This window comes from Leptospira barantonii (genome assembly GCF_002811925.1).
Lineage (GTDB): Bacteria > Spirochaetota > Leptospiria > Leptospirales > Leptospiraceae > Leptospira > Leptospira barantonii.
The window spans coordinates 1-24,771 of the sequence record NZ_NPDS01000013.1; the positions used below are offsets into that span (position 1 = coordinate 1).

The window sequence follows — 24,771 nt, forward strand, 5'->3', positions numbered from 1 at the left end:
CTCCATCCTTCCACGATTTATACAGAAATATTCTGACCCTCGATTTAGCATCCAACACGATCACACGCGAATTTACCTTCGAACCAAACCCGATTTATGCCCAAGACTTGGATTTCCGAAGTTATTTCCCGCCGAATTATTACCAATTCCTTTAAAACAAAGCGATACCCACATCTCCGATTCTCCGACATCAAACCAAACCGTAGGAAGATACGACCTGCCCAACAAATAAGAGACTTTTCTTTTCCCCACGACCGACAAACAATGTTCTTATGGAATTCAGTTTAGCTTATTCTCCCTGCCCAAACGATACGTTTTTATTCTATCATCTCGCGCACGGAAAAGCCACGACCGACTTTCGAGTCAAAGAAGAACTCCACGACGTGGAAGAATTAAACCGCGCCGCAATCGTCGGAAAATACCAGGCCACAAAACTTTCCTTCGCCGCATACTTTTCCGTCATGGATCAATATTCGATCTTGGATTCCGGCTCCGCTCTTGGACGAAACTGCGGCCCGCTTCTCGTTTTTAAAAAAGGAAAGAATCCCGGAAACCCCAAAGGCAAAAAAATTCTCATCCCAGGAGAATTGACCACGGCCAATCTTCTCTTGAAACTATTCTTAAAAAACGACTTTCAACCGACGGCGATTCGTTACGACAAAATCATACCGCAACTTCTTTCCGGCGAAGCCGATTTCGGAGTTTTGATCCACGAAGAAAGATTTACCTACGAAAAACTTGGACTCGAAAAATTTCAAGATTTGGGAGAATGGTGGGAAGAAACGACAGGCAAACACATTCCGTTAGGCGCAATCGCGTTCCGCAGAGATCTCGAAAAAGAATGGAAGGAGAATTTCGATTCTTCCCTAAAACATAGCTTGGATCTTGCCTACAAAAACCGAGAAGCAACATACGAATACATTCTAAAACATTCTCAAGACACGACCCGCGAAGTTGTAGACGCTCATATCGGTCTGTATGTAAACGAATTCACCCGTTCGCTCGGAACGGAAGGAAGAGACGCGATTCTTACCCTTTATCAAAAAGGTGTCGAAGCCGGGTTCCTTCCCGCAGGAAAAGAAAAGAATCTTTTTTAAAACCCAAAGCCTAACCAAGCCAAGCATCATCGGAAGCGGAACGAACCTCGGCGTTTCCGCTTCTTCAACCTCAGACTTTTAACCTTTCAATTCTCTCACAATATCATAACTCGCATGAGACTGATTGAGAGTATAAAGATGAATTCCAGGCACGCCCATCGCAAGCAACTCCCTGCATTGTTTCACGGTAAAGTTCAAACTTCTGCGATAGAATTCCTCGGGACGATGTTCGACTTCCTGCAAGTCCGCAATGAGAGAAGAGGGGAACTCGCAAGCGGCCATAGAACGAAAGCGTTCAATCTGAGAAAAAGACGTAATCGGCATAATGCCCGGAATCACGGGCACCGTAATTCCAACCTTTCGCACCAAGTTTAAAAATTTTTCGAAAATGGAATTCGTAAAGAACAACTGAGAAACCAAAAAGTCAGTCCCCGCATCCACCTTGAGTTTTAAATGACGCACGTCCTCTTCGAGCGAATTTGCGTTCGGATGTTTTTCAGGATAACAACCGCCCCCGATACAAAAGTCCAATTTCTCGGATCGAATGAAAGAAATCAGTTCGGTGGCGTTTCCAAAACCGCCTTCGGTTTTTTTAAAATCACCTTCACCTTTTGGAGGATCGCCACGAAGCGCCATCAAGTTCGTAATTCCGGACGAACGAATTCCTTTTAACGTCTCGAGAATTTGTTCCCGATTGGCTCCCACACAAGTAAAATGAGAAACCGTTGAAAAAGAATATTTCTTAGAAATTTCAGATAAAATCTGCGCGGTCTTATCTCTTGTAGAACCGCCGGCTCCATATGTAACGGTGACAAAGTCGGGATTCAAACCGGACAACTCTTTCACCGTTTCCATCAATTTCGCGTCCCCCTCCTGAGTTTTCGGAGGGAAGAATTCAAACGAATACACCGGCCCTTTTGCAGAGCCGTAAATCTCAGATATTTTTTTCATAAACTCCCGATCATTGAAAGCAAAGAAGAATTTGGATCTGGCCTCTTCCACCTCGAAGAGGGGTCAAAGCCTTTCCAAATAAAGAACCAGGACGCAAGGATTCCGCCGAAATTCGAACAGCATGACCTCCGGTCAAACCGGTCACGAGTAAACTTCCCGGTTGAATCGGATACGCGGACGCGTCCGCATTTACCGTAACAACTCCGGAAACCGCGACCAACCAATGCGCCCCGTTCGACGGAGCTTCGTTTCCGAATAACAAAGCCGCCGATTTCACGGCCACCCCGATCGCATGAGTTGCGTTAGCCGTCTTTGCCTTTTGCAATTTTCCGTCTTCACCCATTACTAAGATGTCGCCTTCGCCGATCACGTCGGATGGATTGATAGGGAAGAATCGAGCGATACAATCCGAATTCTTTCCTGTCGAAATTCGAACGGTTCCCGCGAACTCCGATTCTCCCTCTGCAAGAAACGCCTTTCCCGAACCAGTTTCGCCTAACGTGGAAATTCCTTTTCCCGTCGCAAAAAGCGCAACCCCAGACCGAGAATGAAACATTCCGCCAAACCCGCGCTTGGCGAGACCCAAAATTCCGGCTCCGTCTTTTTCCGCCGAGGAAGAATCCCCTCGAACACCAAACTTTTCCCCGTATCCTACGAGACCCGTGTTCCGAGCCGCGCCTACAATTCCCGCGCCTTTTTCACTTTCGTTTTTACCGTAGATCGGCGCATGATTTTCGGGTGGGGGAGAAATGTTCGTATAAGATGCTTCCGTGTTTCCTTTAACTTTTAAAAAGCCTGTATGAGAACTGAAATCATGATCCAACGGAGCATACTCATGCGTATGCGGCTTTGGATCTCTTTTGTCGGACAAACGAGGATCATCCGACGACACCACTTTTCCAGGAGCGTTGCTTCCAAGAGTTGCGATTTCCACAATCCCCGGATATGAGGTCGTAGCATTTCGAAGTCGCTTATCATTTCCTTGAACGACAAGACCTTCCTTGGATTCTCCAGATTGAGCCAACTGAACGATTCCATACGATTCGGCGGTGGCGATTTTTAGGCGTTTGTCGCTTCCTTGAACCGCCGATTCCGCAGAATCTTCTCCGCTTTTTGCAAAACGAACGATTCCCGGAAACTCCGTATTTGCTTTTCGAATCCGAGGATCGTCCGCAGTCACGGCTTTGCCCGGCTCCGACGCGCCCGGCTCGGAAAGAATCGCCAGGCCGTATTTTTTCGTTGTGGCGATTTTTAGTCGATCGTCATTCCCTTGAACTACAACGCCTTCTTTGGTTTCTCCATTCTCCGCAAGCTCTACGATTCCGAGATTCGATGCCGTGGCCGCCCGCAATCGATCATCGTTTCCTTGAACAACTCGTTCCGCCCGATTTTCGCCATTGGATGCCAAACGAACCAAACCGTGTGCAAGCTCCGTAGAATGTTTCAGTCGTTTATCGTTCCCTTGAACTACGACACCTTCTTTCTCTTCTCCGTCTCCGGCGAGTTCTACGATTCCTTTGTATTCTGTAGATGCGTCTCTGAGTCTACGATCGTTTGATTGAACGGCGACACCCTCTGAATTCTCACCATCTACCGCAAGGCGAACAAGTCCCGAACGCAATACAGTCGCGTAGGGAAGAGGTTCAGCGGTCGGCTTGTTGGTAAGATCGCTGAGATGCGGAGTCGCATACAATTCCAGTTCGGCGATTTTGGTTTGATAAAATTCCTGTGCCTTCTTTTCTTTCTGACGCGCAACGAGCTTCAGATAACGCACGTTCGTCGGCAAGAATCTCCACTGATACCAAACTCCCGGTTCGGATAAGAATTGATTCTCCTCCAAGAGCTGATTCCAAGACAGATCGTCTTCGCTGTAATATACCGTAAAACTTTCCGGAAAAAAAGTCGGATCGAGTTTCGGCGTTAAAAGTCGGAGTTCATTCACACGACTGATGGAACCTAAATCGGTAAGAAAGAATTCTTCCGACGGTTTTGGATTTTCTTTCGACGCCCATCCGTAGTCAGGCCTTTGGTCGATCAGATTTTCTTTCACCCAAAATCGATCCTGTTCGGAGCTTACTTGGATTTTTACGATTCCGGAAATTCCGACTTCCAACTGCCCAAGGGAGATCTTATATTTTCCGGCGCTGTCTTTTTCGGATACCTGGCTGATCAATTTTAAGAACTTCGCTTGAACCAACGAGAAATTCCATTGTCCCGTCTTCTGATTTAAACGCCTAAATCCGGTCTCTTGTAAAATCGGCTCCCATACGATTCCGTCCGTTGAAATTTCGAAACGGAACGTATCCGGAAAAAACGCGATCTCTTGTGAATTCGAATGAAGACGGATTTGATTGAGACTGGAAATTCCATCAAAGTGTAATGTAAGCGAGGAAATTCCCGGAGAATCTTTCGTCTCGGAGTAGCGGAGCAATTTTCCTTCTTTTAAATCGTAAGTCCCGGAAGATTTGATTTCGCGGATTTTGATTAGACCGGGGTGGCTGATTCGAATTGATTCAGAGTTCATTCAAGATTTGTCCTGGTTCTCTTTTTAATATTTTGTGGAAGTAGTTCGGTTTTCTTCGGTTTTTGCGGAAAATATAACCAATATCGGAGGACGGATTTCCTCTGTGAAGTACTTTGCTATGATCATCCGCAAGGACTCAGGTACCGGATCCAAGATACAGAGCGTTCTTCCGTCCGGTTCCACGCGGACTCTTTCCAAAATTTCAATACTGGAGCGGGTCAATCGTTCTTTCGACCAAAGTAAGAATCCTTTCCAAGTCGCTTCCTGTTCTTGAGTTCCTTTGTAGTTTTGATTAAATTCCGGCACGGTAGACTGGAGATCCGTCTTGATCAGATTCTTGCAGATTCCCTGTACATACTTTATATTTCCTTCCATTCCCCGTGCTTTGGCGATGGAAATTGCCTCTGACAAAATCGAAGGCCCGTATTTTTCTTCCAAATCATCAAAACTCACATTTTTCTTTTCTGGTTCTTGGTTTTGATTGTTGGTTATGGTTATATTAATATGGTTTGGGGTTCCTTCTCCAGACCCCTGAGGACGCCTCTCTGACACCCCCGGGATTTCCCCGTTTCCACCCCCAGGGTGTCCAGAAATATACCCCTGCGGTGGAATTTTGGAACCTTGGTAGTTGAAGCAAAAATAATAACGTGAGCTTGTATGTCCTGTTCCGGGTGTGACTTGGAGTAGGCCAGCTTGGATCAGATCTCGTTTACCTTGGATGATGGATTTTTTTGTTTTGAAGCCAGTTAGCTTTAAAAGAATTTCAGTACTAGGCCAAACAGGCTTAAAGTGCTGGTCGCTAAATTTAAGCAGTACGAGGTAGAGCGTCTTTGCCGCAGAGGATAGGCCGGCCCAGACACCAGAATCGATGATATCCGCAAAAAATTTGATGTATGGATAATGCTCGCCCATTTTCCTTTCGGGACCCTCCATTTAGGAAAGTACATTAATTTTAAGCAAAAATTCCGAAGGGAGTTGACATTATCCGACATAAATATCATTATGTCTCATCCAACAACATTCCTTCGGGAAAATCCGGCCCCTGGTTAGCCAGGGGAATTTTTTTATCTCCGGATCTGGATAATACGCCTTCGGCCCGAATCCTTTCGGATTTGAGCTTCGTACTATATTTCCGTTTACTATATTATGTCACATTAAACGACTCAATGCCGAGTTTGTCAACTCCATTGGGTCGTTTTCATTTGTTTTTGATAATTTCTTTTGCTAAGTACCTGTATGTACCTTTTTGATGTCGCTTAATAATATTATTAAGCGACATCAGGTATTTATACGGACTCTAATTTTTTGCGGATTTCTTTTTTGATTAACTTAAGAATTTCGCCTAACAGCTCTTCGTTGTCCGAGCTGATTTGAATCAGGCCTTGTTTTTTCGTAATCTTGTATTCTGTTGATTTGGAGCCTGCAGGTTTTACATTCGTTTGGCTCGTTGTTTTAGGGGAGAATAACGTCTCTTCTTCTCTGTTGAACGATTTTGCGTCCTTGACGGTTTTGAGCGCGCCCGTTTGAAACAGATTTAGAAATTCGGAAAACGTTCCTTTTCTGGAAGCGGCCACGGCCTGAATCAGAAGATTCTTACTTTCGATTCCGGCGTCCTTGCAGGATCTTAATTCTTCCTTGCTTAGATCCGAAATTCCCAAAAGTTCCGTCATGTAACTTCTGCTTTTCCCGAAAAGTGTTCCGAGTTCCTGATCCGTATATTTGAAAGTCGTCTTGAGATGAGACATCGCTTCCACTTCTTCATACGGGGATAGGTTTTCTCTTTGGAGATTTTCTATGATGGCAAGTCGAAAGGTTTCCTTTTCGTCGCGATCTAGAATTTTACATTCCACTTCCATCCAGCCGAGTTGTTTGGCCGCGTGATATCTTCTTTCTCCGGCGACGATTCTGTAGTTTTCATCTTCGGGGTTTTGTTTTGTGACGATGATCGGCTGGAGAAGTCCGTCTCTTTCTAAACTTCGCGCCAAGTCCTCCACACCTTTTTTGCGGTCCTGTCTTGGCTGATTTTCAGAAGGAAGTATTTTTTCGAGACGGATCTTTCGAACGGTTCCTTCCAGCTTCTCGGCTTGAAAGACGTCCGCGAGTGAGCCTAACCTTTTACTTTTTGAGCTCATCCAGAAACTCCTCTATAAACCCTTCGTATTCCTGCGCTTGTTTACTAGTCTTGTTGTATTCGAATACGGATTTTTTTGCCAGGTGAGATTCCCCAACGGCGACCCCGTCGGAAATGCTCGTCTCGAAAATGCGGAAGTATTTTGTTAATACCGGTATGATCGTTTTGGTCAAAAGTGTTTGCGGCTTGAGTTGTGTAACGAGCGCGCCCAAAATTTCTAAGTTCGGATTGATTCTTTTTTTGATGCTCGTGATCGTTTGTTGAAGCCCGACGATCCCATCCACGGAAAATTTTTCCGCCTGAAGTGGAATGACTACATAGTTGGATCCGACTAACGCATTGATCGTAAAAATAGATAAACTAGGCGGGCAGTCGATGATACAAAAATCGATTCCGTCTACACCTTGAAGCGCATCCCTTAAAATATAAGGAGCGTCGACGGAGGTGCCGGAAAGGGTTTCCACTTCGGCAAGATTTGTTTTCGAAGGAGCCAAAAACAAATTTGGTTGTTTGGTCTCGATCATGATTTCTTGGATCGTCATTTTCGAGTTAAAGACGCCGTGCATCGACTTATCCAGAGTTTCCGGATTCGTAAAAATCCCGGTGGAATTTGCCTGAGGATCTATATCAACGAGTAGGGTTTTTTTTCCTCTACGCGCGAGCCCCATTGACAGATTGAGAGAAGTTGTCGTTTTTCCTTCTCCGCCTTTCTGGTTTGCTATGGATACAACTATCATGAATTCTACCTTATATTCTATTGTCGGACATCCGACATCGAATCCTTATCGAGACCGGATTTGATGGACGGAAATTTTGCGTTCGCGGGGCTATATTATCGTGCGATTTTCGGTCTCGTTTCCAGATGGTTCTAAGGTTTTCTATCTTCAATCATTTATCTAAAATGGATGCTTTTTTCCTAAAAATTCTCCTTTGGTGATTTCGATAGTCGGACGTCCGACATCAAGTCTGTACTTGGTTGACAGGATGCTTAATTTTAAACATCTTCCTTTTGTGCATCCGTCCTTATTCAATCTTTTGTTTTCAGAGAATTCTTCCCTTAAGAATAAAAAGGAAGAATTTGCGAACGCATTTGGGGAATGGGTTCGGATTTCAGGTGGGGTTTGCGGGGTTTTAACTTTGAGTTCCGACAAGGGCCAAAGCCTTGAAGAGGTCGCAAGTCTCGGATACAACGAGGACGGCTTTTTTTATTCTTTTTTATCCAGAACAACCGGGAATTTGGATAAGTTGCGTCAAGGTTCCGACTTTTCCCCGATGTGGTTTTCCTCTGTGGAAAACGATCTTTTTCATCCCGAAGCGGCCGGATGTTTGGTCGCCGGGATTCGCGGAGATTCTTTTTTGGAAGGGTTTTTTCTGATCGAATTTTTAGAAAAACCTTCGGATGCGGTTCTGACTCTCTGGGCTTTGGTAACCAAAAAAATTTCGGAAAATTCTCCCCCAAATGTATCAATTTTGAAAGCGCATTCTTCGGTTCCGAATAAGCCCGAGTTTTTTAAAAAAGAAGGCATCGGAGAATTCTTAGCTGAAATTTGCGGGGTTCAACTGTTGCCCGATTGGCTCCAAAGAAAAAATTCTTGGGTTCGAATTTCGGGGCCTTCCGGTTCCGGAAAAAAAACTCTGGGAAAATGGTTTCATCGAAATCTAAATCCAGAAAAAGGAATTTTAGTAATCGGGTTTTTGCCCGAGCAGATTTCCAAGTTGGAAAAATCTTTGGAAGAATGGATCCGAATGACAAATTCCGGAACGATTCTGATCGAAGGGGCCGAAAAATTTACCTCGGTTCAACAGAAGTTCTTTTTTAAAATTCTTTCCGGCGGGGCTGAGAATTTTCGGTTATTTTTTACGGAGAATTCGAGTGTGGAACCGACTGAAATTTTCAGACCGTTCCGGGAATTTTTGCTCCAAAGAACGATCGAAATCCCGAGTTTGTCCGAGCTGAATTCTTCCCAAAAGAATTTTTTGGTTCGACTGATTTTGGAAGAACTGAAAGAATCCTTAGGCCGAGAAGATCTCCGATTGTCGGAAGAAAATCTCGAAAAGATTCTCAGGATGAATTTTGATAAGAATCTTTCGGGCTTGCGTAATCTTTTAGAAGAATCTATTCTAAGTTCCTCCGGTTCCGAAATCGGAATTCAGGACAGAAAAGAGGTTCGGGATCGAATTTTGACGATTCCCGATTCGGAAGATTTGGATCTTCGCCGGGCGGTCGAGGCAGTGGAGAGGCAAAAAATTCTTCTCGCGCAAAAATTGTTCGGCGGAAATCAGATTCGAATGGCCCGCGCGCTCGGGATTTCCAGGGGCTCTTTGCAGTATAAACTCAAACAATTGGAGATTGGTTAAACGTGGATCTCGATTCTCTTTACGAAGAACGAAAAACTCCCGGCGGATTTTTAGTAAAGGTTCGTCTTGCAAAAATGACGTATGTCGTTTTTACGCAAAAAGGGCCGGAAGTCCCTCGCGGCGCCAAGAATAATTCCATCGTGGTCGCAGTTCCTCGGGTCGTTTTTTTGGGGTCGGAATTCAATCTTTCCCATTTTCGTCTCGGCGAATTGAGCTTTGTAAACGTAAAACAAGGAAAGCTCGTTATCCCTTATCAACATTCCAATTCTGGGAATGAGGTTCGTACTATTTTTTTGAACAGCGGAAGCGATTGTGACGTTCTTCCGGTTGTGGTTTATCATTTTCAAAATAATGAAGATTTGATCCGATCCCGAGAAGAAGGGGTCGAAATGCACCACCTCGTTTTGGACGAATCATATCCAAGACAGGATTTGATTACTCTGAAAATCCGTTTTCCGTCCTTGAACATGTTGATCGTTCGGAAAAAAGTTGCGGTCCATAAGCCCGCCGAAGTCGCTCCGGTCGAGGGGAATAAAGGAAAGGAATCCGGGATCGTCGACTTCAACAAAGTGCGGGCCGCCGATATTATGGATTCCGGAAATCTGAATATTCATTCCGGGAACCCTGTTTTCTTGGCTCGAATTCATTTGCGGAGAATGGATCTTGAAAAAGTAAAACAACTTCTTTTGGATTTTCAGCTCAAGCAGGAAGAGGTTTCGTTCATTCGAACTTTTTTTGCCGTAATGATTCGCAATGAATTTGAAAAAGACGAACTCAAACAGGCCAAACAAAAACTTCTCAACTTAGATGAAGGATTTCGTTTGGCGGAGCTTATTCTTGAAATGAAAGTTCCCGAATTCGAGGTCGAGTTGGAAAAGAATTTCGGTCCTGAAATCGCAAGTATGTGTTATGCGCTTTTAGAAAAAGAACAAGACCGGGCCGAGGAAGAAGAAAAGGGAATTATTCTCTGGGAATGGAAGTTGAGAGTGAAGCGTCTTTTTCGCAAGAGCGCCTGAAGATCTGCTTAAAAAAACTCCGAAAAATACGAAAAAAAGCTTCCTTTTTCTCGAAAAACTAGCATATTAAAGAAAATTGCTATGTTTTTTCGAATGAAAACAAAATTTCTGGCACAGTTTTTGCTTATCGGCCTTTTCGGGTTAGGTGCGCAATCGGCTGTGTTCGCGTCTGAAAATGAAACTTCAGAATCTCGGGAAATTTTCGTTCATCAAGTCGAAGTCGATCGAGTTCTGGCCGAACCGGTTTCCAATCTTTCTTCTTTGGATCAGGAAGATTTTTTTGTTTTGAATTCCGCAGCGAATGTCGGAACAAAAATCAATCGCATCAATGCAGCTCGAAAAAAAATCGAAGGTATAAAAGAACAAAGAAGTTCTTTAACTTCCAACAATCGGAGCTCCGACCTTTCTGAATTTCAGTCGGATCTAAATTGTTTTTCAGAAAAAGTGCCGAGCGCTTTCCGGACTTCTTTTGTTTTTGTGGGAACTCCAACTTCCGATCGCAGTCCAGGCGACTTCGATGCTACTTCGAGTGGTCGACCTTTCTTTACGAGGAGCAACATTGCATCCTTGAGTCCGATTGAAGGAGTAGTTCCGACCTTCGAAAAAAATTGTCTTTTTATTTCCTTTCAAGATTCTCTGGAACTTTATTCGAATGCAAAGATTGTCGGTGGATCGGCTGACTTTCCTTGGGGCTTCTCGGCCCTGGCGATTTTAATCAGGTTGAGTGAGAATTCCTCCGGTCAAATCTCGGGTAGTTTGGATGAAAATTCGAAGGAATCCGCCGTAGATTTGAGCTACTTCTTGAAGATCTCGCGGCGGTCGGAACTACGGCTCGAAAATGGCCAAAACTCTTCAAGGTTTGATGTGGTAGGTAAAGCATCAGGATTTCAGCAAGAGGAGGGCACATTCTCAATTCTGGGAGATGAATCCCCGCGCGAAACCGAAAAGGCAGAAGAGGAGATCTCTTCGATCTTTAGATCCCGCTCAAACATTTACAGTTTTCTAAAAATGAACCCTAAGAAATTTGATCTTCCATTTTCGAATTCATATTTAACTCCAAAGTCTTTTTCCTTTAAAGCATCAACTAACGAGAATCTTCGGAAACCAAAATCGACCGTTGCCGACAAAAGATTTCTCGCGTAAAATTCTCTTCTTGTAGAAAATTCTAATTTTGTTTGTTTTTCAGCCTACGGTTGAAAATCTTTGTCCATGGCTTCCAAAGTGAAACGTTCTTCTTTTCAGAAATTATTGAACGCAATGAAAAAGATGTCTCTCGAAGTAAATGACTACGAGATTTGTAAACGTCTCGAAACGATCATGATGACTAGCAAAGAAGACTTAAGCCAAGTGGTTGTAAAATCTCTTTTGGACAATCCAGTTGATTTTGACCCAAAAACACTGCCGGAACCCTATGGTCAGTATATCCGACATTTCGTATATATGGTCAAAAGGAACAAAAAGCAAGGCATCGATACGAATTTTGATGCGCCTTCCGGATCTAAATCTGCCGAAAAACAAATTGCATCTGTCGCAGATCCGACAAAAGCAACTTCTAAAAAAACAAGCCCCAAAAAGACCGCAAAACGCTAAAACGCTCCTGTGCTCAGCACAGGGCGAAAATCAAAAATCTTAAATGCCGACATGAGGTCGGATATTGCCTAAAAGCGGAGTTTACATGCCCATTTCATCAAAATGAAGGCCAAAAACGGGCAAAAGGAGAAAAGCCCACTTTTAGGCATGGCGCGATTCGATCATCTGTTCGGAACCTCTTGCTTATTCCAGGACTAAGTAGGACCTTTGCGGTAACTTCGAGAAGGCTCGTCGGCTTATGTCTCTTTCCATTACAGGAATGCTCAAAAATGGGCACCTAAAGAGGACAGACAGCTTTTAGAATAATCCCGCTTACGAGAAAAGTCAAGCATATGGGGCAGGATTGTTCGCATAGGACCGGGTTTCTCGTAAAAGTCCTTGAAATGCGGAGTTCATACGACTGAAAAGATCTCAATTTGGTTAAATTTCGAAATGGGGCGAATGCCGACCGCAGGGCACTGAGCCGCCGTCTTTAAAAGAGGAAAATTTCCTGGCTAAGAATCGTGATAGAGGGAAACGCAGCGGACAAAGCCGTTGATTTGGGAATTTCGAGGGAGGACGAAGGACCTAAATATGCGCCATATTGGCATGTGTAGGAAAAAAGCCTGCCAATGCCAGGGCGACAGGAAAAAGATTTTACGAAAGCCTCCAGAACAAAAGAATTGAACTCATAAATTATGGCTGAAGTGATTAAGTTGCGCGTGAAGTGCCACGCCTGTTCCTATATGATTGAGGGCTCGGCGAAATACGGGGCCGGCCATTATGTCCCAGAAGGCGTAGACTTCGAGTTCGTCGCTATTGGGAAAATAGAAACGCCTAAGGGGCGCAGGGTAAAAGCTGAAATTTCAGCAAATTGTCCGAATTGCGGAGTGCGGAATAAGTGGACTATTTAATCTTAAAGTCGTGATAATAAATAATCTTTTAATTTAGATTAAAGCTAATCCAATAATTTATATATCGATTAAAATTAGGCAAATATCATCCTCAGCTTTGTTTGAGCCCCGAAAATTCATTAGCCTTTCTTCAATATTTAGAACAGCGGCCTCTTGAGAGACCGGAGCGCCTTCTCTTGTGCCTTGGGTTAGCCAGCGGTAGAATTCTCGGTCGCCGAGCATCTTTTGCTCTGGATTGTGCGTTTCGGGGATTCCGTCTGTAAAGATTGCGATTCTGTCGCCAGAAGTGAGTTTAATTTCTCGCTCTTTATAATCAAGTTTTGGGAAGATTCCAAGGACTTTGCCTCCGGGAGAAAGAAATCTGAGCTTAAAATTGGGCGTTACATGATTAAAAATAATCCCTTTATTGTGCCCAGCATTGGCGTATATTAAGGTTTTCTTCTTGAGATTTAGATAAATGTAGATCCCAGTAATGAAATTATCGTTTAATTTGCCGTAAACATCATCGTTGAGTTTTCGCATCAGCTTGCCGGGTCGTTCCCAGTAGCCGGCATTCTTCTCAAAACTTGTTTTCAAAGTATTAGAAAAAAGTGCGGCACCGATCCCGTGGCCTGCAATGTCCGCAAGAAAGATTCCATACTCGGTGCCGGAAATTCGGCGGATGGTATAGAAGTCCCCACCTACAGGAAGGACGGGTTTGTAAAGAACGTGCATTTTTACGGATTCGTCCGGGCCCGGTAGGTCTGCGCGGAAGGATTTTTTCTGAATTCTTTCCGCTTGTTTGAATTCTTTTTCGAGATCGAGCTTTTCTTTGAGGACGCTCTCGTGTTCTAACTGCCGCGTATTGAGCAGTTCTTCAAGGCGGTTGGAAATCACCGCATGCAGATTCTGAATTAAGGAATCGGATTCTGAGCCGAGAATCTCGCTTGAAATCAGATATTTGAGTCGGTTTTCCGACCCGATTCTCCTCAAAAGATGAAACTGAAAATTCTTTTTAAGAAGCAGTTCCGCTTCGTAAATTTGAGAAAAATTCAAACCGGAACCTTCCGGCGAAAGAATTCTTTCGATCACCTGAGCCGGGTTTTGATACGTAAAAGGACGTTCTTCGGTGAAAGAATAGAGTTTCCAACGATAAATCTGAAACGTATCCACCACCCTTTGTAAGTTGAAAGTCCACGTTTTTGCAAGTTCTTGAAACCAGGATTCTAAGAGCGAAATGCGCGAATAGTCCTTGCCGGGATGCGGTCTGTGGTAGTTTCCGAGTTCCTTTAAAATTGCGAGAATTTCTTTGTGAATCGGCGTTAGATCGGGAAAGGAATCGTTTACGAATTCGGAACCGGAAAGAATTTTTTGAAGGGAATAAACCATATCCTCGCGTAGAATCAAAAACATCGCGTGTTTTAGATCTTCTCGGTCGATTTCTTGCGAAGAATTGGAATCCTTAGAGCCGAGAAGTTTGAGTTTGGATAAGAACATTTCCACTTCGAAACGCAGTTCTTCGGACATGGAATCTGGAAGTTCCGAGATCGCTTTTTGAATCGAATTTAGGATTTCGTTCGATAAATCTTTCAGATTCTTTTCTCCCTAAGAGGTTCGCTGAATCGAAAAACGGCTGGAGGATTTCCGTTTTGCGGGAATTCTGGATTCGGACGCAGTTTCGGCTTCAATGAATTTTACGACTCCACAATACTTTCTTTTTTTTGCAATCGTTTGGTGTGTTCGATGGGTTCTCGCGGCGATTTATCCGAAGAAGAATTCTCTCGTACTCTATTTTTTACTTTCGGTCAGTTACTTTTTTTATCTTTCTTGGGACTATCGTTTCGGCGCGTTGATTCTTTTTACCACTGCGTTGGATTATTTTGTGGGTCTTGGGCTTGGCGCACAAAATGCGCAGGGAACAAGGGAGAATCTTCGTATGCGAAGAGTTCTTTTGTTTCTTTCCTTGTTCGGAAACTTATCCGTACTCGGATTCTTCAAATACTTCCATTTTTTTACGGATTCTTTCCTTGCCTTGTTTCATTCTCTGGGTTGGAACGTTTCCACGCCCGCATTGAAAGTGATCTTACCCGTTGGAATTTCGTTTTATACGTTTCAGTCCTTAAGTTATTCGATCGACGTTTACCGAAAACAAATCGAACCGGAAACAAATTTCTTACGATACGCCCTATTTCTTTCCTTTTTTCCGCAACTCGTCGCCGGTCCGATCGTATCCGCGAGAATTCTTCTGCCCGCGTTACGCGACATGTTTCATTGGGGGAACGTTCCTCTTCGAGAAGGAATTTGGCTGATTCTTTTGGGATTTGTGAAAAAGGCGGTGATCGCGGATCGAATCTCGGTGATTTCCGACTTCGCTTATCAATTTCCGGAAACGGTTTCCACAGTGTTTGCGTGGATGGGCGTATTCTCTTATGCGATTCAAATCTATTGCGATTTTTCGGGTTATACGGACATTGCGATCGGTTCCGCGCTTCTTTTGGGAGTTCGTTTACCGGAGAATTTTAGGCTTCCTTATACGGCTTCAAGCTTTTCGGATTTCTGGAGAAGATGGCATATCTCCCTTTCCGGTTGGTTGCGGGAATACTTATACATTCCTCTTGGAGGAAATCGAATCACCGGATGGATCACATATCGAAATCTTTTGATTACGATGTTGCTCGGAGGGCTTTGGCACGGTGCGAGTTGGAATTTCGTAATCTGGGGATTGTTACACGGAATCTTTTTGGCGATCGAAAGATGGTTGGCGGATTCGGTGCGTTTTCCTTGGGAAAAGAATTCGGGGTTGGATCGGAGTTTAAAATTTCTATATCAGATTTTTGTAATTCTTTCGGTTTGTTTGATTTGGATTTTCTTCCGTTCCAAGAGCTTCGAAGGGGCTATGGGACTCTTGACGACCTTATTCGCGTTTCGCGCGGGGATCGAACCCACATACACGATGCAGAGTCATTTTTTGACCGTTCTATTCTTTATGGTCTTAGCGACTTGGATCGGAAAAAAGGAAGAATCTTCCGGGTCTTTTTCCTTTTTTAGGGAGAATCTTCACTGGGCGATCTTTGCGTTTGTAAGCGCGCTCGGTTTTATCGTTGGAGTCGTTTTGACCGTGGAGACAAAACCGTTTCTTTATTTCGTTTTCTGAAAGGGTCTGCGTAAGGCTTCGCGAATTTTTTGAGAATCCTCGTAAAAGTAAAATTCTTTCGAGCCGCATTGTGTTCGATCGGAAGGTTTTCCGTAGACTTCCAGAATGCGCTCTTCTCCTAAACCTTCGGTGAGAACCGCGACGGTGCCGGAATAATCCTTGAGATACCATTCACGGTTGGAAATCGTATGAGAACCTTCTAATGTTCCATAGGCGACGTGAACCGATGGAATTTTTTCTTCCGAAAATACTCGGATTCTTTTTGCGTTCCAGAAATCGGCGACGACCAGAGAAATTACGCGATTTTTACCGATTTTGTCCACACACGACGCTTCCTGTGGTATCGTCCGGAAAAGTCGTAAAATCGCATTTTCGGGGTTTTCGGATTTTTTTTGTCCGATGAACCAGATGGAAAGAAACAAAACGAAGATGGAAAGCGCTAAACCTCGTTTTGGAAAGCCCGCAACAAAAACAAGAAAAACCGGACTTAAGATCAAGGCCGGTGCCGCATAACGTAGGCTGTATTCATCGATGTAGGTTCCGGTCAGCACGGGTGCAAACGCGAGAATTGCAAAAAATAAAAACAAAAACGTCGTAGATTTCGTTTTATGAATTCTTGCGAATGCGAAGAAGAGAGAAATCGCAAAAATCGAAATCAAAATCGTAGGAACCGGAATTGCCGATGCTCCGCCGTTGGAAAACCAAACCAGAGCCTCGTCTTTAAAACGGGAAATATCTCGAATGGCTTGCACGAAGGACAAAGCTACAGGAATTCTTCCCGATTTTTCGATAAACAAAAACGACTTGAGAATCGAATGAAGGATCAAGCCGGCGATTCCGGAAACCAATAGTATCTTGGAGCTTTGCGGAAAGAAACGTTTCCATGCGGAGCCGGTCGAATCTCGGTGTAAAAATCCGGCCAAAATTCCGGGAATCACAAGTTCCACAAAAAGAATCCGATCGGAAGCTACCGTCAACACAACCCAAAAAGATAAGGTCCATACTTCACGTTTTTTGAATGTTTTGGAAAGTAAGGGCCAAACATATAAGGTCACCAGAAACGCGCTCGCGTGTATGGACGGAAGAAACAGAATATAAAGCGTCGGAAAGTTTTTTGCGGCTAAGAGTAAAAACGAAATCGAAACCAAAACCCAGGATTTTACGCGACGGGCTTCTTTTCGAGAAAGACGTTTCCCATTTTTTTCTTCCGCGAGATAAATCCAAAAACGTTCCATCAAAACCGTAAAGAGGATCGTTTGTAAGAATGCAAAAACGACAAGCGCCTTCTGGGCGTTTCCGAAAATCCAAAGAAGGGCGGATATGATCGGGAAGTCCGGAAAAAAATACGGAGAAGGAGTAAAGGACCAAGAAAGAAAACTTCCGCCGTCTCGAAACACGTCGAGCGCCACCGTCGGAATGTAGAGAATGTCCGAGTTGAGATAAATTCCTTCGGGGCTGAACGCGAGGGAATAAAACAGGGAAATAAAAAATAGAATTAGGCTCAGAATGTATTTCAATGCAATGTCCGAAACGCCGCGAACCGCAAGCGGTGTTGTTGTGAGTTTTCTTTATGCAAGTTTCTTCGGGTTGAAGTCAAGACAAAGCGGAAAAGAAGTTCCTGGACAAGCTCCGCAATCCCGGAAATTTGTAGCTTCAGGGTTTCGAAACAGGGGAAGACGACTTTGAAACAAAAGGACAACGCGGATTTGAAGATCGAAAAATCCAAACAAGTAAGTCACGGCGTGCTTTTGGCCGGCGGAGTTCTCATTTTATTCTTACTTGATTTTCTTTTTTTTAGGGTTTTGATCTGGAAGATCCCGAACGAATCCCCTTGGAGTTCCAATCACTTCTATAATTTTTTATACGAATACTTCTCGCTCAAAGAAAAACAAAAACGCCTCCCTCGGATTTTGATCGTCGGATCGAGCATCGCTCATTATTCCTTTGATCGGGAATCGTTTCGAAATGAGATTTTGGAAAAAACGGGAAAGGACACGGAAGTGGAATTTCTTTCCTACGCGGGCATGACTCCTTTGGATGTTTGGCTTTGCCGTAAAAAGATCGTCGAACTCGAACCGGACTTCGTTATATTTCCGATTAATTTTATCGATTGGAGATTGCACCGCGCGTATTCCTTGAACCCGGAATATAAGAACGAAACGATCGATCGTGAAATTCTTCTTTTGGACGCGCTGAATTTTTTTGAGGCCCCTCAGTCCCGTTTTATTTTTCCTCTCGAAACTGCTTTCGAATTTTTTTCCGAACTCGGGTTTGCGAGAACGAGTGAATATCTCGTAGCGTCGACGTTCGGATTTTACGGATACAAGGACGTATTTTGGAAGAATCTTAGATCTCTTTACGATCATCGTTATGGAAGAAACACGAGTTATCACGGATACAACGGGGTTCAAATCCCGGAAAGAGTGACTTCTCTGGGATGGACCGGCAAAAATTTTTCATTTCAACTGACGCAAGGAATAAAAAAAAACGGATTTCTCGTTCAGGTAGTTCCGGAAATTCTTTCCTCGGGACCTTTGAAAATCACATTCAAAAAGAAGAATGCGATTCAATCGTTTTCGTTTGCGGAACCCGGATGGAAAAAGATTCTTTTCGAGAATTCTTTTTTGTCGGATGATTCGATTTCGACGATTTCCGCGGAACTTTCCAATACCTGGGTCCCGTTTTACGCGGAAGGCGAGAATAAGGACTGGAACTACGACAGGTTGGGTGTTCGTCTTCAGCAGACATTCGGAGCGGACATCCCTCGAAACGGAATGCAATACACAAGAGAAGAACGTCTCGAAGATCTTCGTTACAAAAACATGAGTGATATTGAATATTCTAAATACTTTAACTTTAGACTTCTCGACGATTACGGACAAAGGCCTGGAATCGGTTATCTAATTGCGCTACGGGACGCCAAGTTTCGGATCAAAGACGAGAGGTTCGTTCCGGTTCTTCATTTCGAATATCTGCAAAAGTTCTCCGGATTTTTGCGCGAGAAAAAAATTCCTCTCTGGATCGTGAACAATCCCGAAAATCCGATCAGCCTCGCTTGGTATCAAGAGTCGAATTGGTATCAGGATCATCTTTCTTTCTTACAGGGGCTTGGCGGAGACGAAATTTCCTTTAGCGATTTACGAAATTCTCTCTCGATGCAGGACTTCAGTGATTACCATCATTTTACCTTTCCGGGAATGATGAAGATGAGTTCGATTTATGCGAAAGAATTCGTCAAAATTTCTGAAAGACAAAGGGCGAATCCTTTAAAACCTTGATAAACAAGCCGTATTCGGCCGAATAACAAAGATTGTGGGAGCGGGTTTTTCCGTTTAAGTAAAATTATGAGCAGGGTCAAAGTTGCCGTTTTAGGCGCCACCGGTTCCGTAGGTCAGCGATTCATTCAATTGCTGGATAATCATCCGTACTTCGAGGTTACACACCTCTGCGCTTCCGAGAACAGCGCGGGTAAGACGTATGGTGATGTAATGAAGACGAGATGGAAAATCTCTTCCGAAATCCCTGCTTATGCAAAGAATTTAATCATCACAACTCCCGATCCCGATAAAACAAAGGGTGTCGCATTAGCATTTTCCGGTTTGGACGCGAGTATCGCTGGTGAAGTCGAGACGAACTACGCGAACGCGGGAATTCATATCATTTCTAATTCCAAAAATCATAGAATGGACCCGACGGTTCCTCTTCTTTCTGCGGAAGTGAATTCTTCCCATTTGGATGTTCTGACTTCTCAAAAAACGAAAGGTAAGATCATCACCAACTCGAACTGTACGATCATGGGCGTTACGATTTCCTTAAAACCTCTTTACGATCGTTTCGGAATCGAGTCCGTTATGCTCTTTTCGATGCAGGCGATCAGCGGCGCGGGTTATCCCGGCGTTCCTACGATGGATATTTTAGGAAACGTGGTTCCGCATATCGGCGGCGAGGAAGAAAAAGCGGAGATCGAACCTCTGAAATGTCTCGGCAAAGTGGAGAATGGAAAAATTGTGCACGCTGATTTTCCGATTTCCGCTCATTGCAACCGTGTTCCGGTTTTTGACGGACATACCGTTTGTGTTTCGGTTAAATTTAAAAAGAAACCGACTCAGGAAGAAATTCTTTCCGCTTGGAAAGAATTTTCCGGCGAACCTCAGAAGTTAGGACTGCCATTGGCACCGAATCCTCCGATTCTTTACAGAGAAGAAGCGGACAGACCTCAACCGAGATTGGATCTTGAAACCGGGAAAGGGATGACGACCGTGATCGGACGTCTGAGACCCGATCCGATCTTCGATTGGAAATATGTCGTCTTGAGCCACAATACGATCCGTGGCGCGGCGGGAGCGGCATTATTAAATGCAGAACTTCTTTACAAAAAAAATTTCCTTGGATGATACTGTCATTCCATGTTGGAACCTCAGTCTCCTGAACTCAAAGTAGCGGATTATAATACTGCATTGCAGTTGACTCAGTCACTTGAGTCCAGGGGCGATTTTCAGTATAAGGGAATTCATAAACTTCTGCTCGTAATCGGCGATTGGACGGATAAGTACGTAGCGAACAAAATTCTTCCCAACGCCGATCAATTGGCGAGAGAATTGAATCTTGAAAAAGATAAGATTCTACAGTATCTCAAAGAACTCTGCACGAAATACAATCCGCCGATCGTGAAAAAAATCTGCATGGTGGATTTTAATCCGACCGGTGACGCTTCGGACGGTAAGATAGAATCCTATCTCCGATTGAATCCCGTGTTTGCAAGACCACAACCGACGGACGCTTCCACGAGTCATCGATACGTGGACGGGGTGAATCAAACCACGTTTTCCTCCATTCAACGTTGGGCTAAGGAAAAGAGGGTTTTCCCCGGCAAGGAAGAATTTATTAAGCGAATTCATTCCGCGATTCTCGAAAACAAACTCACGGACACTTACGCTTCCACCGAAATCGGAAGTTTGTTCAACGATCCTCTCGACGTTACACCCGGTTTAAAACAGGTTACGGTGAACATTCATCTCAAACCCGTTCTTAAAAAACTGGTCGAACAAAAAACCTTATTCTTTTTTAGAAACGAACAGGCCCTCAATCCGGGCAATCGTTCCGTTTTTTATTACAACGTTCAGGATGAGATTCTCGCGAGAATCGAAGCATATAAGACTTTTCTAATGGATCGACTTGTGCCCGAACTGCAGAAAATCGGCGCGGTAAGCGCGTTGACCTCGGAAGAAAAGGAAAGCACTCGAACCTTGGTCAATTCCATTATGCCTTATCTAAGTCCCGCCTACGGCGATCAAAAAACCGCCATGGAAGAACTTCTTTCCCTCATTCACTTTGAAGAGGAAGACAAGGAGAAAAAGGAAAAGGAAGAGAAGAAGGTCAAACTCAACGAAATTCTGGATTATATCAAGTCCGCGAATCGTCTTGTGGATCTCAACTTTCTTCGTTTTCGGGGTCAACAGATAGAAGAGGACATTCGTGCGCTTGTGGCGAATCACGAACAGATTCTTCACACTGAGTTTGCGGACAAGACCGCTTTGTATAGTTACGTTCTCCATAAACTTTCCGTCGCGGGAGCGATCGAAGCCGCGAGAAAAATTTTCGCTTCCACCGGAAACGACAACGAGATCCGAATTCTCGATCGAATGAAGATCAAGGATTTCTTGGATAACCGCGACGCGGCGGCGGCTTTTGATAAACTCGAATTGTCCAGTTTGTTCAAGTACCTTCCTTTTTTTACGAGACTCTGGAGAAATATTTTCGGAAGTGCGAACGTTCATAAGTTCGAAGCCGAACAGATCCGCGCGCACAACGCGGTGGAACTGAATAAACGAGTCATAGAAGCCCGCACAAAAAAGATTCAGGAAGACGCTTCCAAACTCGCGGAAAAACGGGTTAAGGAAAAGGACGCAAAGGAACTTGCGGAGAAAAACGCGCGCAAACAAGCCGCGGCTCACGCGAAGGACGACAAAATTCCTTCCGCTCCCGTTCACAAAGACGTAGATCCTCAAAACGCAAAACTTCTGGAACGTGTTCTCGATATTTTGGACGACTATTGGTCGAGCCGACAATATCCGGATCGAAACATTCTTCTGTATGAAATGGACGGAGAGATCAACGAGGAAGGTCTGATCAACTTTCTCAAAAAATTCGGGAAGAACGAGATCTTTTCTTTTATGGTGAGAAATCAGGAAGAACGATATACGTTTCCGATTCTAATCACCAAACGTTATCTCAAGAAAAACGGAAGAGACTTGATGGAAAAAGCGTCCTCGATCATCAACGAACAAAAAGACGCGAGCATGCCCGATCAGGATCTATTCGACTTCTGTATTTCGCTCGACGATTTTCTGAAGAAAACCCTGTCTAAAATCTGATTCCCGATTGTCCTGAGTCCCGCTCTCCCGAATAAAGGTACTACATGAAGAGCGAATCCTCCGTATTTAGAAAAACCAAAATCATCTGCACGATCGGACCAGCGACCGCCGATAAAAAAATGATTCAGGCTTTGGCCGAAGCGGGGATGAACGTGGCGCGTTTGAACATGTCCCACGGGAATCACGACTTTCATAGAAGTATCATTCGCAATATTAAGGCTCTCAATAAGGACGTTCTAAAAAATCCGATCGCGATTTTGTTGGATACACAAGGTCCGGAGATCAGAACCGGAGATCTTCAGGTGGATCACCTCGATCTTAAGGTCGGAGAAACGTTCACGTTTCATATCATTCCCGGAGAAGAATCCGAAGAACAATCCGTATTCGTAAACTACAAGGACATCGTGAAGGATTTGAAAGTCGGCGATCCGGTCACAGTGGATAACGGACTCATCAACTTGGTTGTGGAAGAGATCAACGATTCCGCTTTGAAGTGTAAGGTTCTCGACGGGGGAAGACTCGGTTCGAGAAAACATATCAATCTTCCCGGGATTCGTGTGAATCTTCCTTCGATCACCGCAAAGGATCATAAGGATATTCTTTTCGGACTCGAAGAAGACGTGGACTTTATCGCTCTTTCCTTCGTACGTTCGGTCGAAGACATCAATCAGCTAAAACAAATCATAGAAGAGAACGAAGGCCACGCGCAGATTATAGCAAAGATCGAAGATCAGGAAGCGGTTCGTAATATGAAAGAGATCGTCGCCGCGTCCGACGGAGTGATGGTCGCAAGGGGCGATCTCGGTGTCGAGGTTCCCATCGAAGAACTTCCGATTTTACAAAGAGCAATCATCAAAGAATGCGCCTTGAGAGGAAAACGAGTCATCGTAGCGACCCACCTTTTGGAATCGATGATCAACAATCCTTCTCCCACAAGGGCCGAGGTGACCGACGTAGCAAACGCGATCTATGAAGAAGCCGATGCGATCATGTTGTCGGGTGAAACCGCGGCCGGAAAGTTTCCGATCCGTTGTGTGGAGATGATGGACAAGATCGCACAACGTGTCGAGAAAACGGGCGGTGTGGATTACGTTAAGGACAAAATTCCTCAGGACAAAAAGGAACAGATGGCGAGATCGGCTTCCGAACTTGCAGATTCCTTAAAGTGTCCCGCGATCATCGTGATCACGAGAAGAGGAACGACCGCGCTCAACGTCGCGGGTTTTCATCCGCATTATCCTTTAATTTATGCGTTTACCAATATGACCACGGTTCGACGTAAACTTTGGCTGACCCGCGGGGTGATCCCGTATCGGATCGACTTTTCAAGAGATCCCGAAAAGACAATCCGACTTGCGATCGAAACCCTGAAGAAAGCGGGGAGAATCGAAGACGGGGATCAGGTAGTGATCTTGTCCGACATCATCGCCGGCGAAGATCGAGTGGAAACCATTCAGATTCGAGAAGTAAAAACGTATCCCGCGGCTGAAGTTTCCGATGTTTCCAAGTAAATCGATATTTCGTCTAACGTCATAGGTTGAGCAGTTCAGGTGCCCGAGTAGGTCGAATACGCCTTATCGAACTTTTTGTTCTTTAGGTCGTTTCGATCGATTCGAACGTGAAAATGACCTTCTCCGATTTCGGAATGAAAGATTAGAATTTCTGAATTCTCTTCCAGGGACGAATCAGCCTCGTCGTATGAGCCGGATTCTCCGTTTTGCGTCGGTTCGTCTTCTTCATTCTCTTCATCTTCATCGAAATTCTCGTCGCTCATAATCTCGTCCTCTCCTTGCCAAAACAAGGGTCTTCCGAAAATCCGTAGACTTGAGCTCCAAGTGGAAAGTTCCGCGTTTAGAATTTCCCCCAGTTTTTCGTAAAGATCTTCGGGGAGAGACTTTGAGATCGTTCTGTAGTCGTATGCGTCTCCGGCCACATAGAACAAAAATTGAGGACTGAAGGTAAGTTTATACGTTACGTCCCTGTATTCTTCCAAATAGTATTCCGTTTCGGGCAGAGAATCCTCGTTCGGATAGTCCACAATTTTGAGTTTATCGATCGGGCCTTCGTAAAACTTCAGGATAAATTCTCCCTCTACCGTATCAAAAATATAGAATATTCCATTTTCTGGAAATAGGTTTTCGATATCGTATTTTTTGAAATCGGCGAGGTTGAGTTGGGCGAAGAAGTAGGTTCCGGTCGGCCAGAAGTCCGTATTCGGGAGATGTGGAAGCCCTTTCATCTTGGATGATCCGAGAGGAATTTTTTCTTCGGTAGTTTCCTTCTCGTCGATGTCTATGTAATAACTCAAGGCTTTGGAAAGAATTTTCGGAGTCACTTTTTCGTCGTCTCCGAAGTAAATCGAAGAGGACCCGTCGTAATAAGTTCCTTCTGCGGGAATCTTATCCAACAAGCCTTCGGGATACGGGTAGTTGAGAACGAGTTTTTTTGCTTGGGAGATGGGGTTACTCATGGAAGTCCTTTGATTTGTTTTTATAATTCGAACGCGTTATGCGTCTTGCGAATAAACAATCAACAAGGATGCAAGTAAAGTATTGAGTCGGAAATGTGGGAGTTCCTACATTTTGAGGCGAAGAAAAGGAGTTGTGGGAAGAAAGTTTTTGTGATAGAGGAGAATCGTCGGATTTTTCCCACAAGGCCCGCCACCTCCACCCAAACTCGGGTGGGGGCCGCTGTTATTTTACTA

19 protein-coding genes are annotated in these 24,771 nt (G+C 44.3%); 11 read left to right on the forward strand and 8 right to left on the reverse strand.

Annotation, left to right across the window (positions count from 1 at the left end; all coding sequences use genetic code 11):
* Positions 1 to 272: 272 nt before the first annotated feature.
* Positions 273 to 1,097 (forward strand): 1,4-dihydroxy-6-naphtoate synthase, encoded by an 825-nt coding sequence (locus CH367_RS20520; RefSeq protein WP_100764373.1) that lies wholly within the window; start codon positions 273 to 275, stop codon positions 1,095 to 1,097.
* A gap of 78 nt (positions 1,098 to 1,175) precedes the next feature.
* On the opposite strand, the gene metF is transcribed toward CH367_RS20520, so the two are convergent.
* From metF to CH367_RS20545, 5 genes are all read right to left on the reverse strand, one after another.
* A complete protein-coding gene (metF, locus tag CH367_RS20525; RefSeq protein ID WP_100764374.1) occupies positions 1,176 to 2,048 on the reverse strand; it encodes a methylenetetrahydrofolate reductase [NAD(P)H] in 873 nt (290 codons plus the stop codon).
* 10 nt (positions 2,049 to 2,058) lie between these two features.
* Positions 2,059 to 4,572: a discoidin domain-containing protein gene (locus CH367_RS20530; RefSeq protein ID WP_100764375.1), complete on the reverse strand. Its 2,514-nt coding sequence runs from the start codon at positions 4,570 to 4,572 to the stop codon at positions 2,059 to 2,061.
* Positions 4,573 to 4,596: 24 nt separating this feature from the next.
* Complete coding sequence (locus CH367_RS20535) at positions 4,597 to 5,484, reverse strand: helix-turn-helix domain-containing protein (protein ID WP_100764397.1); 888 nt, start codon at positions 5,482 to 5,484, stop codon at positions 4,597 to 4,599.
* Positions 5,485 to 5,858: 374 nt separating this feature from the next.
* Positions 5,859 to 6,704 carry a ParB/RepB/Spo0J family partition protein gene (locus tag CH367_RS20540; protein ID WP_100764376.1) on the reverse strand — a complete coding sequence of 282 codons (846 nt, stop codon included), beginning with the start codon at positions 6,702 to 6,704 and terminating at the stop codon, positions 5,859 to 5,861.
* Positions 6,688 to 7,440, reverse strand: a complete 753-nt coding sequence (locus tag CH367_RS20545) for a ParA family protein (protein ID WP_100764377.1) — start codon at positions 7,438 to 7,440, stop codon at positions 6,688 to 6,690. Before CH367_RS20545 ends, CH367_RS20540 begins: the two co-directional genes overlap by 17 nt.
* Positions 7,441 to 7,687: 247 nt before the next feature.
* On the opposite strand from CH367_RS20545, the gene CH367_RS20550 reads away from it, so the two are divergent.
* From CH367_RS20550 to CH367_RS20570, 5 genes are all read left to right on the forward strand, one after another.
* Entirely contained in the window at positions 7,688 to 9,061 is a 1,374-nt protein-coding gene (locus tag CH367_RS20550; RefSeq protein WP_100764378.1) for a helix-turn-helix domain-containing protein, read from the forward strand.
* Between the two features lie 2 nt (positions 9,062 to 9,063).
* Positions 9,064 to 10,077, forward strand: coding sequence for a hypothetical protein (locus CH367_RS20555; protein ID WP_100764379.1), 1,014 nt, complete (start codon positions 9,064 to 9,066; stop codon positions 10,075 to 10,077).
* Positions 10,078 to 10,158: 81 nt separating this feature from the next.
* On the forward strand, positions 10,159 to 11,220 hold the full coding sequence (locus CH367_RS20560) for a hypothetical protein (protein ID WP_100764380.1): 1,062 nt from the start codon (positions 10,159 to 10,161) through the stop codon (positions 11,218 to 11,220).
* A 66-nt stretch (positions 11,221 to 11,286) separates the two neighbouring features.
* A complete protein-coding gene (locus CH367_RS20565; RefSeq protein ID WP_100764381.1) occupies positions 11,287 to 11,667 on the forward strand; it encodes a phosphatidylinositol phospholipase in 381 nt (126 codons plus the stop codon).
* A gap of 677 nt (positions 11,668 to 12,344) precedes the next feature.
* Complete coding sequence (locus CH367_RS20570; RefSeq protein WP_010572574.1) at positions 12,345 to 12,560, forward strand: hypothetical protein; 216 nt, start codon at positions 12,345 to 12,347, stop codon at positions 12,558 to 12,560.
* A 57-nt stretch (positions 12,561 to 12,617) separates the two neighbouring features.
* Here CH367_RS20570 and CH367_RS20575 read toward each other — a convergent pair whose 3' ends face one another.
* A complete protein-coding gene (locus tag CH367_RS20575) occupies positions 12,618 to 14,066 on the reverse strand; it encodes a PP2C family protein-serine/threonine phosphatase (RefSeq protein ID WP_100764382.1) in 1,449 nt (482 codons plus the stop codon).
* A gap of 160 nt (positions 14,067 to 14,226) precedes the next feature.
* Between CH367_RS20575 and CH367_RS20580 the strand changes: the two genes are divergently transcribed.
* Positions 14,227 to 15,693, forward strand: a complete 1,467-nt coding sequence (locus CH367_RS20580) for an MBOAT family O-acyltransferase (protein WP_100764383.1) — start codon at positions 14,227 to 14,229, stop codon at positions 15,691 to 15,693.
* Here CH367_RS20580 and CH367_RS20585 read toward each other — a convergent pair.
* A complete protein-coding gene (locus CH367_RS20585; protein WP_100764384.1) occupies positions 15,678 to 17,210 on the reverse strand; it encodes a hypothetical protein in 1,533 nt (510 codons plus the stop codon). The genes CH367_RS20580 and CH367_RS20585 overlap by 16 nt on opposite strands.
* Positions 17,211 to 17,399: 189 nt before the next feature.
* Here CH367_RS20585 and CH367_RS20590 point away from each other — a divergent pair, with 189 nt between their 5' ends.
* From CH367_RS20590 to pyk, 4 genes are all read left to right on the forward strand, one after another.
* Positions 17,400 to 18,971, forward strand: a complete 1,572-nt coding sequence (locus CH367_RS20590; RefSeq protein ID WP_425268912.1) for a hypothetical protein — start codon at positions 17,400 to 17,402, stop codon at positions 18,969 to 18,971.
* A 66-nt stretch (positions 18,972 to 19,037) separates the two neighbouring features.
* The gene (gene asd, locus CH367_RS20595) at positions 19,038 to 20,087 is read left to right on the forward strand and encodes an aspartate-semialdehyde dehydrogenase (RefSeq protein WP_100764386.1); all 1,050 of its coding nucleotides are present in this window, start codon (positions 19,038 to 19,040) and stop codon (positions 20,085 to 20,087) included.
* Between the two features lie 12 nt (positions 20,088 to 20,099).
* Positions 20,100 to 22,067, forward strand: coding sequence for a hypothetical protein (locus CH367_RS20600; RefSeq protein WP_100764387.1), 1,968 nt, complete (start codon positions 20,100 to 20,102; stop codon positions 22,065 to 22,067).
* A gap of 44 nt (positions 22,068 to 22,111) precedes the next feature.
* Positions 22,112 to 23,578, forward strand: a complete 1,467-nt coding sequence (gene pyk / locus CH367_RS20605; protein ID WP_100764388.1) for a pyruvate kinase — start codon at positions 22,112 to 22,114, stop codon at positions 23,576 to 23,578.
* 35 nt (positions 23,579 to 23,613) lie between these two features.
* Here pyk and CH367_RS20610 read toward each other — a convergent pair whose 3' ends face one another.
* A complete protein-coding gene (locus tag CH367_RS20610; RefSeq protein ID WP_100764389.1) occupies positions 23,614 to 24,537 on the reverse strand; it encodes a DUF1963 domain-containing protein in 924 nt (307 codons plus the stop codon).
* Positions 24,538 to 24,771: the final 234 nt, after the last annotated feature.

What these genes read in the sequence shown, in the direction of transcription:
- CH367_RS20520 (WP_100764373.1), top strand. Translation starts at nt 273, where the DNA reads ATGGAATTCAGTTTAGCTTATTCTCCCTGCCCAAACGATACGTTTTTA.
- CH367_RS20545 (WP_100764377.1), bottom strand. Translation starts at nt 7,440, where the DNA reads ATGATAGTTGTATCCATAGCAAACCAGAAAGGCGGAGAAGGAAAAACG.
- CH367_RS20600 (WP_100764387.1), top strand. Translation starts at nt 20,100, where the DNA reads ATGTTGGAACCTCAGTCTCCTGAACTCAAAGTAGCGGATTATAATACT.
- CH367_RS20610 (WP_100764389.1), bottom strand. Translation starts at nt 24,537, where the DNA reads ATGAGTAACCCCATCTCCCAAGCAAAAAAACTCGTTCTCAACTACCCG.
- CH367_RS20560 (WP_100764380.1), top strand. Translation starts at nt 10,159, where the DNA reads ATGTTTTTTCGAATGAAAACAAAATTTCTGGCACAGTTTTTGCTTATC.
- CH367_RS20530 (WP_100764375.1), bottom strand. Translation starts at nt 4,572, where the DNA reads ATGAACTCTGAATCAATTCGAATCAGCCACCCCGGTCTAATCAAAATC.
- asd (WP_100764386.1), top strand. Translation starts at nt 19,038, where the DNA reads ATGAGCAGGGTCAAAGTTGCCGTTTTAGGCGCCACCGGTTCCGTAGGT.
- CH367_RS20580 (WP_100764383.1), top strand. Translation starts at nt 14,227, where the DNA reads ATGAATTTTACGACTCCACAATACTTTCTTTTTTTTGCAATCGTTTGG.
- CH367_RS20540 (WP_100764376.1), bottom strand. Translation starts at nt 6,704, where the DNA reads ATGAGCTCAAAAAGTAAAAGGTTAGGCTCACTCGCGGACGTCTTTCAA.
- CH367_RS20570 (WP_010572574.1), top strand. Translation starts at nt 12,345, where the DNA reads ATGGCTGAAGTGATTAAGTTGCGCGTGAAGTGCCACGCCTGTTCCTAT.
- CH367_RS20565 (WP_100764381.1), top strand. Translation starts at nt 11,287, where the DNA reads ATGGCTTCCAAAGTGAAACGTTCTTCTTTTCAGAAATTATTGAACGCA.
- CH367_RS20550 (WP_100764378.1), top strand. Translation starts at nt 7,688, where the DNA reads ATGCTTAATTTTAAACATCTTCCTTTTGTGCATCCGTCCTTATTCAAT.
- CH367_RS20575 (WP_100764382.1), bottom strand. Translation starts at nt 14,066, where the DNA reads ATGTCCGAAGAACTGCGTTTCGAAGTGGAAATGTTCTTATCCAAACTC.
- metF (WP_100764374.1), bottom strand. Translation starts at nt 2,048, where the DNA reads ATGAAAAAAATATCTGAGATTTACGGCTCTGCAAAAGGGCCGGTGTAT.
- pyk (WP_100764388.1), top strand. Translation starts at nt 22,112, where the DNA reads ATGAAGAGCGAATCCTCCGTATTTAGAAAAACCAAAATCATCTGCACG.
- CH367_RS20535 (WP_100764397.1), bottom strand. Translation starts at nt 5,484, where the DNA reads ATGGGCGAGCATTATCCATACATCAAATTTTTTGCGGATATCATCGAT.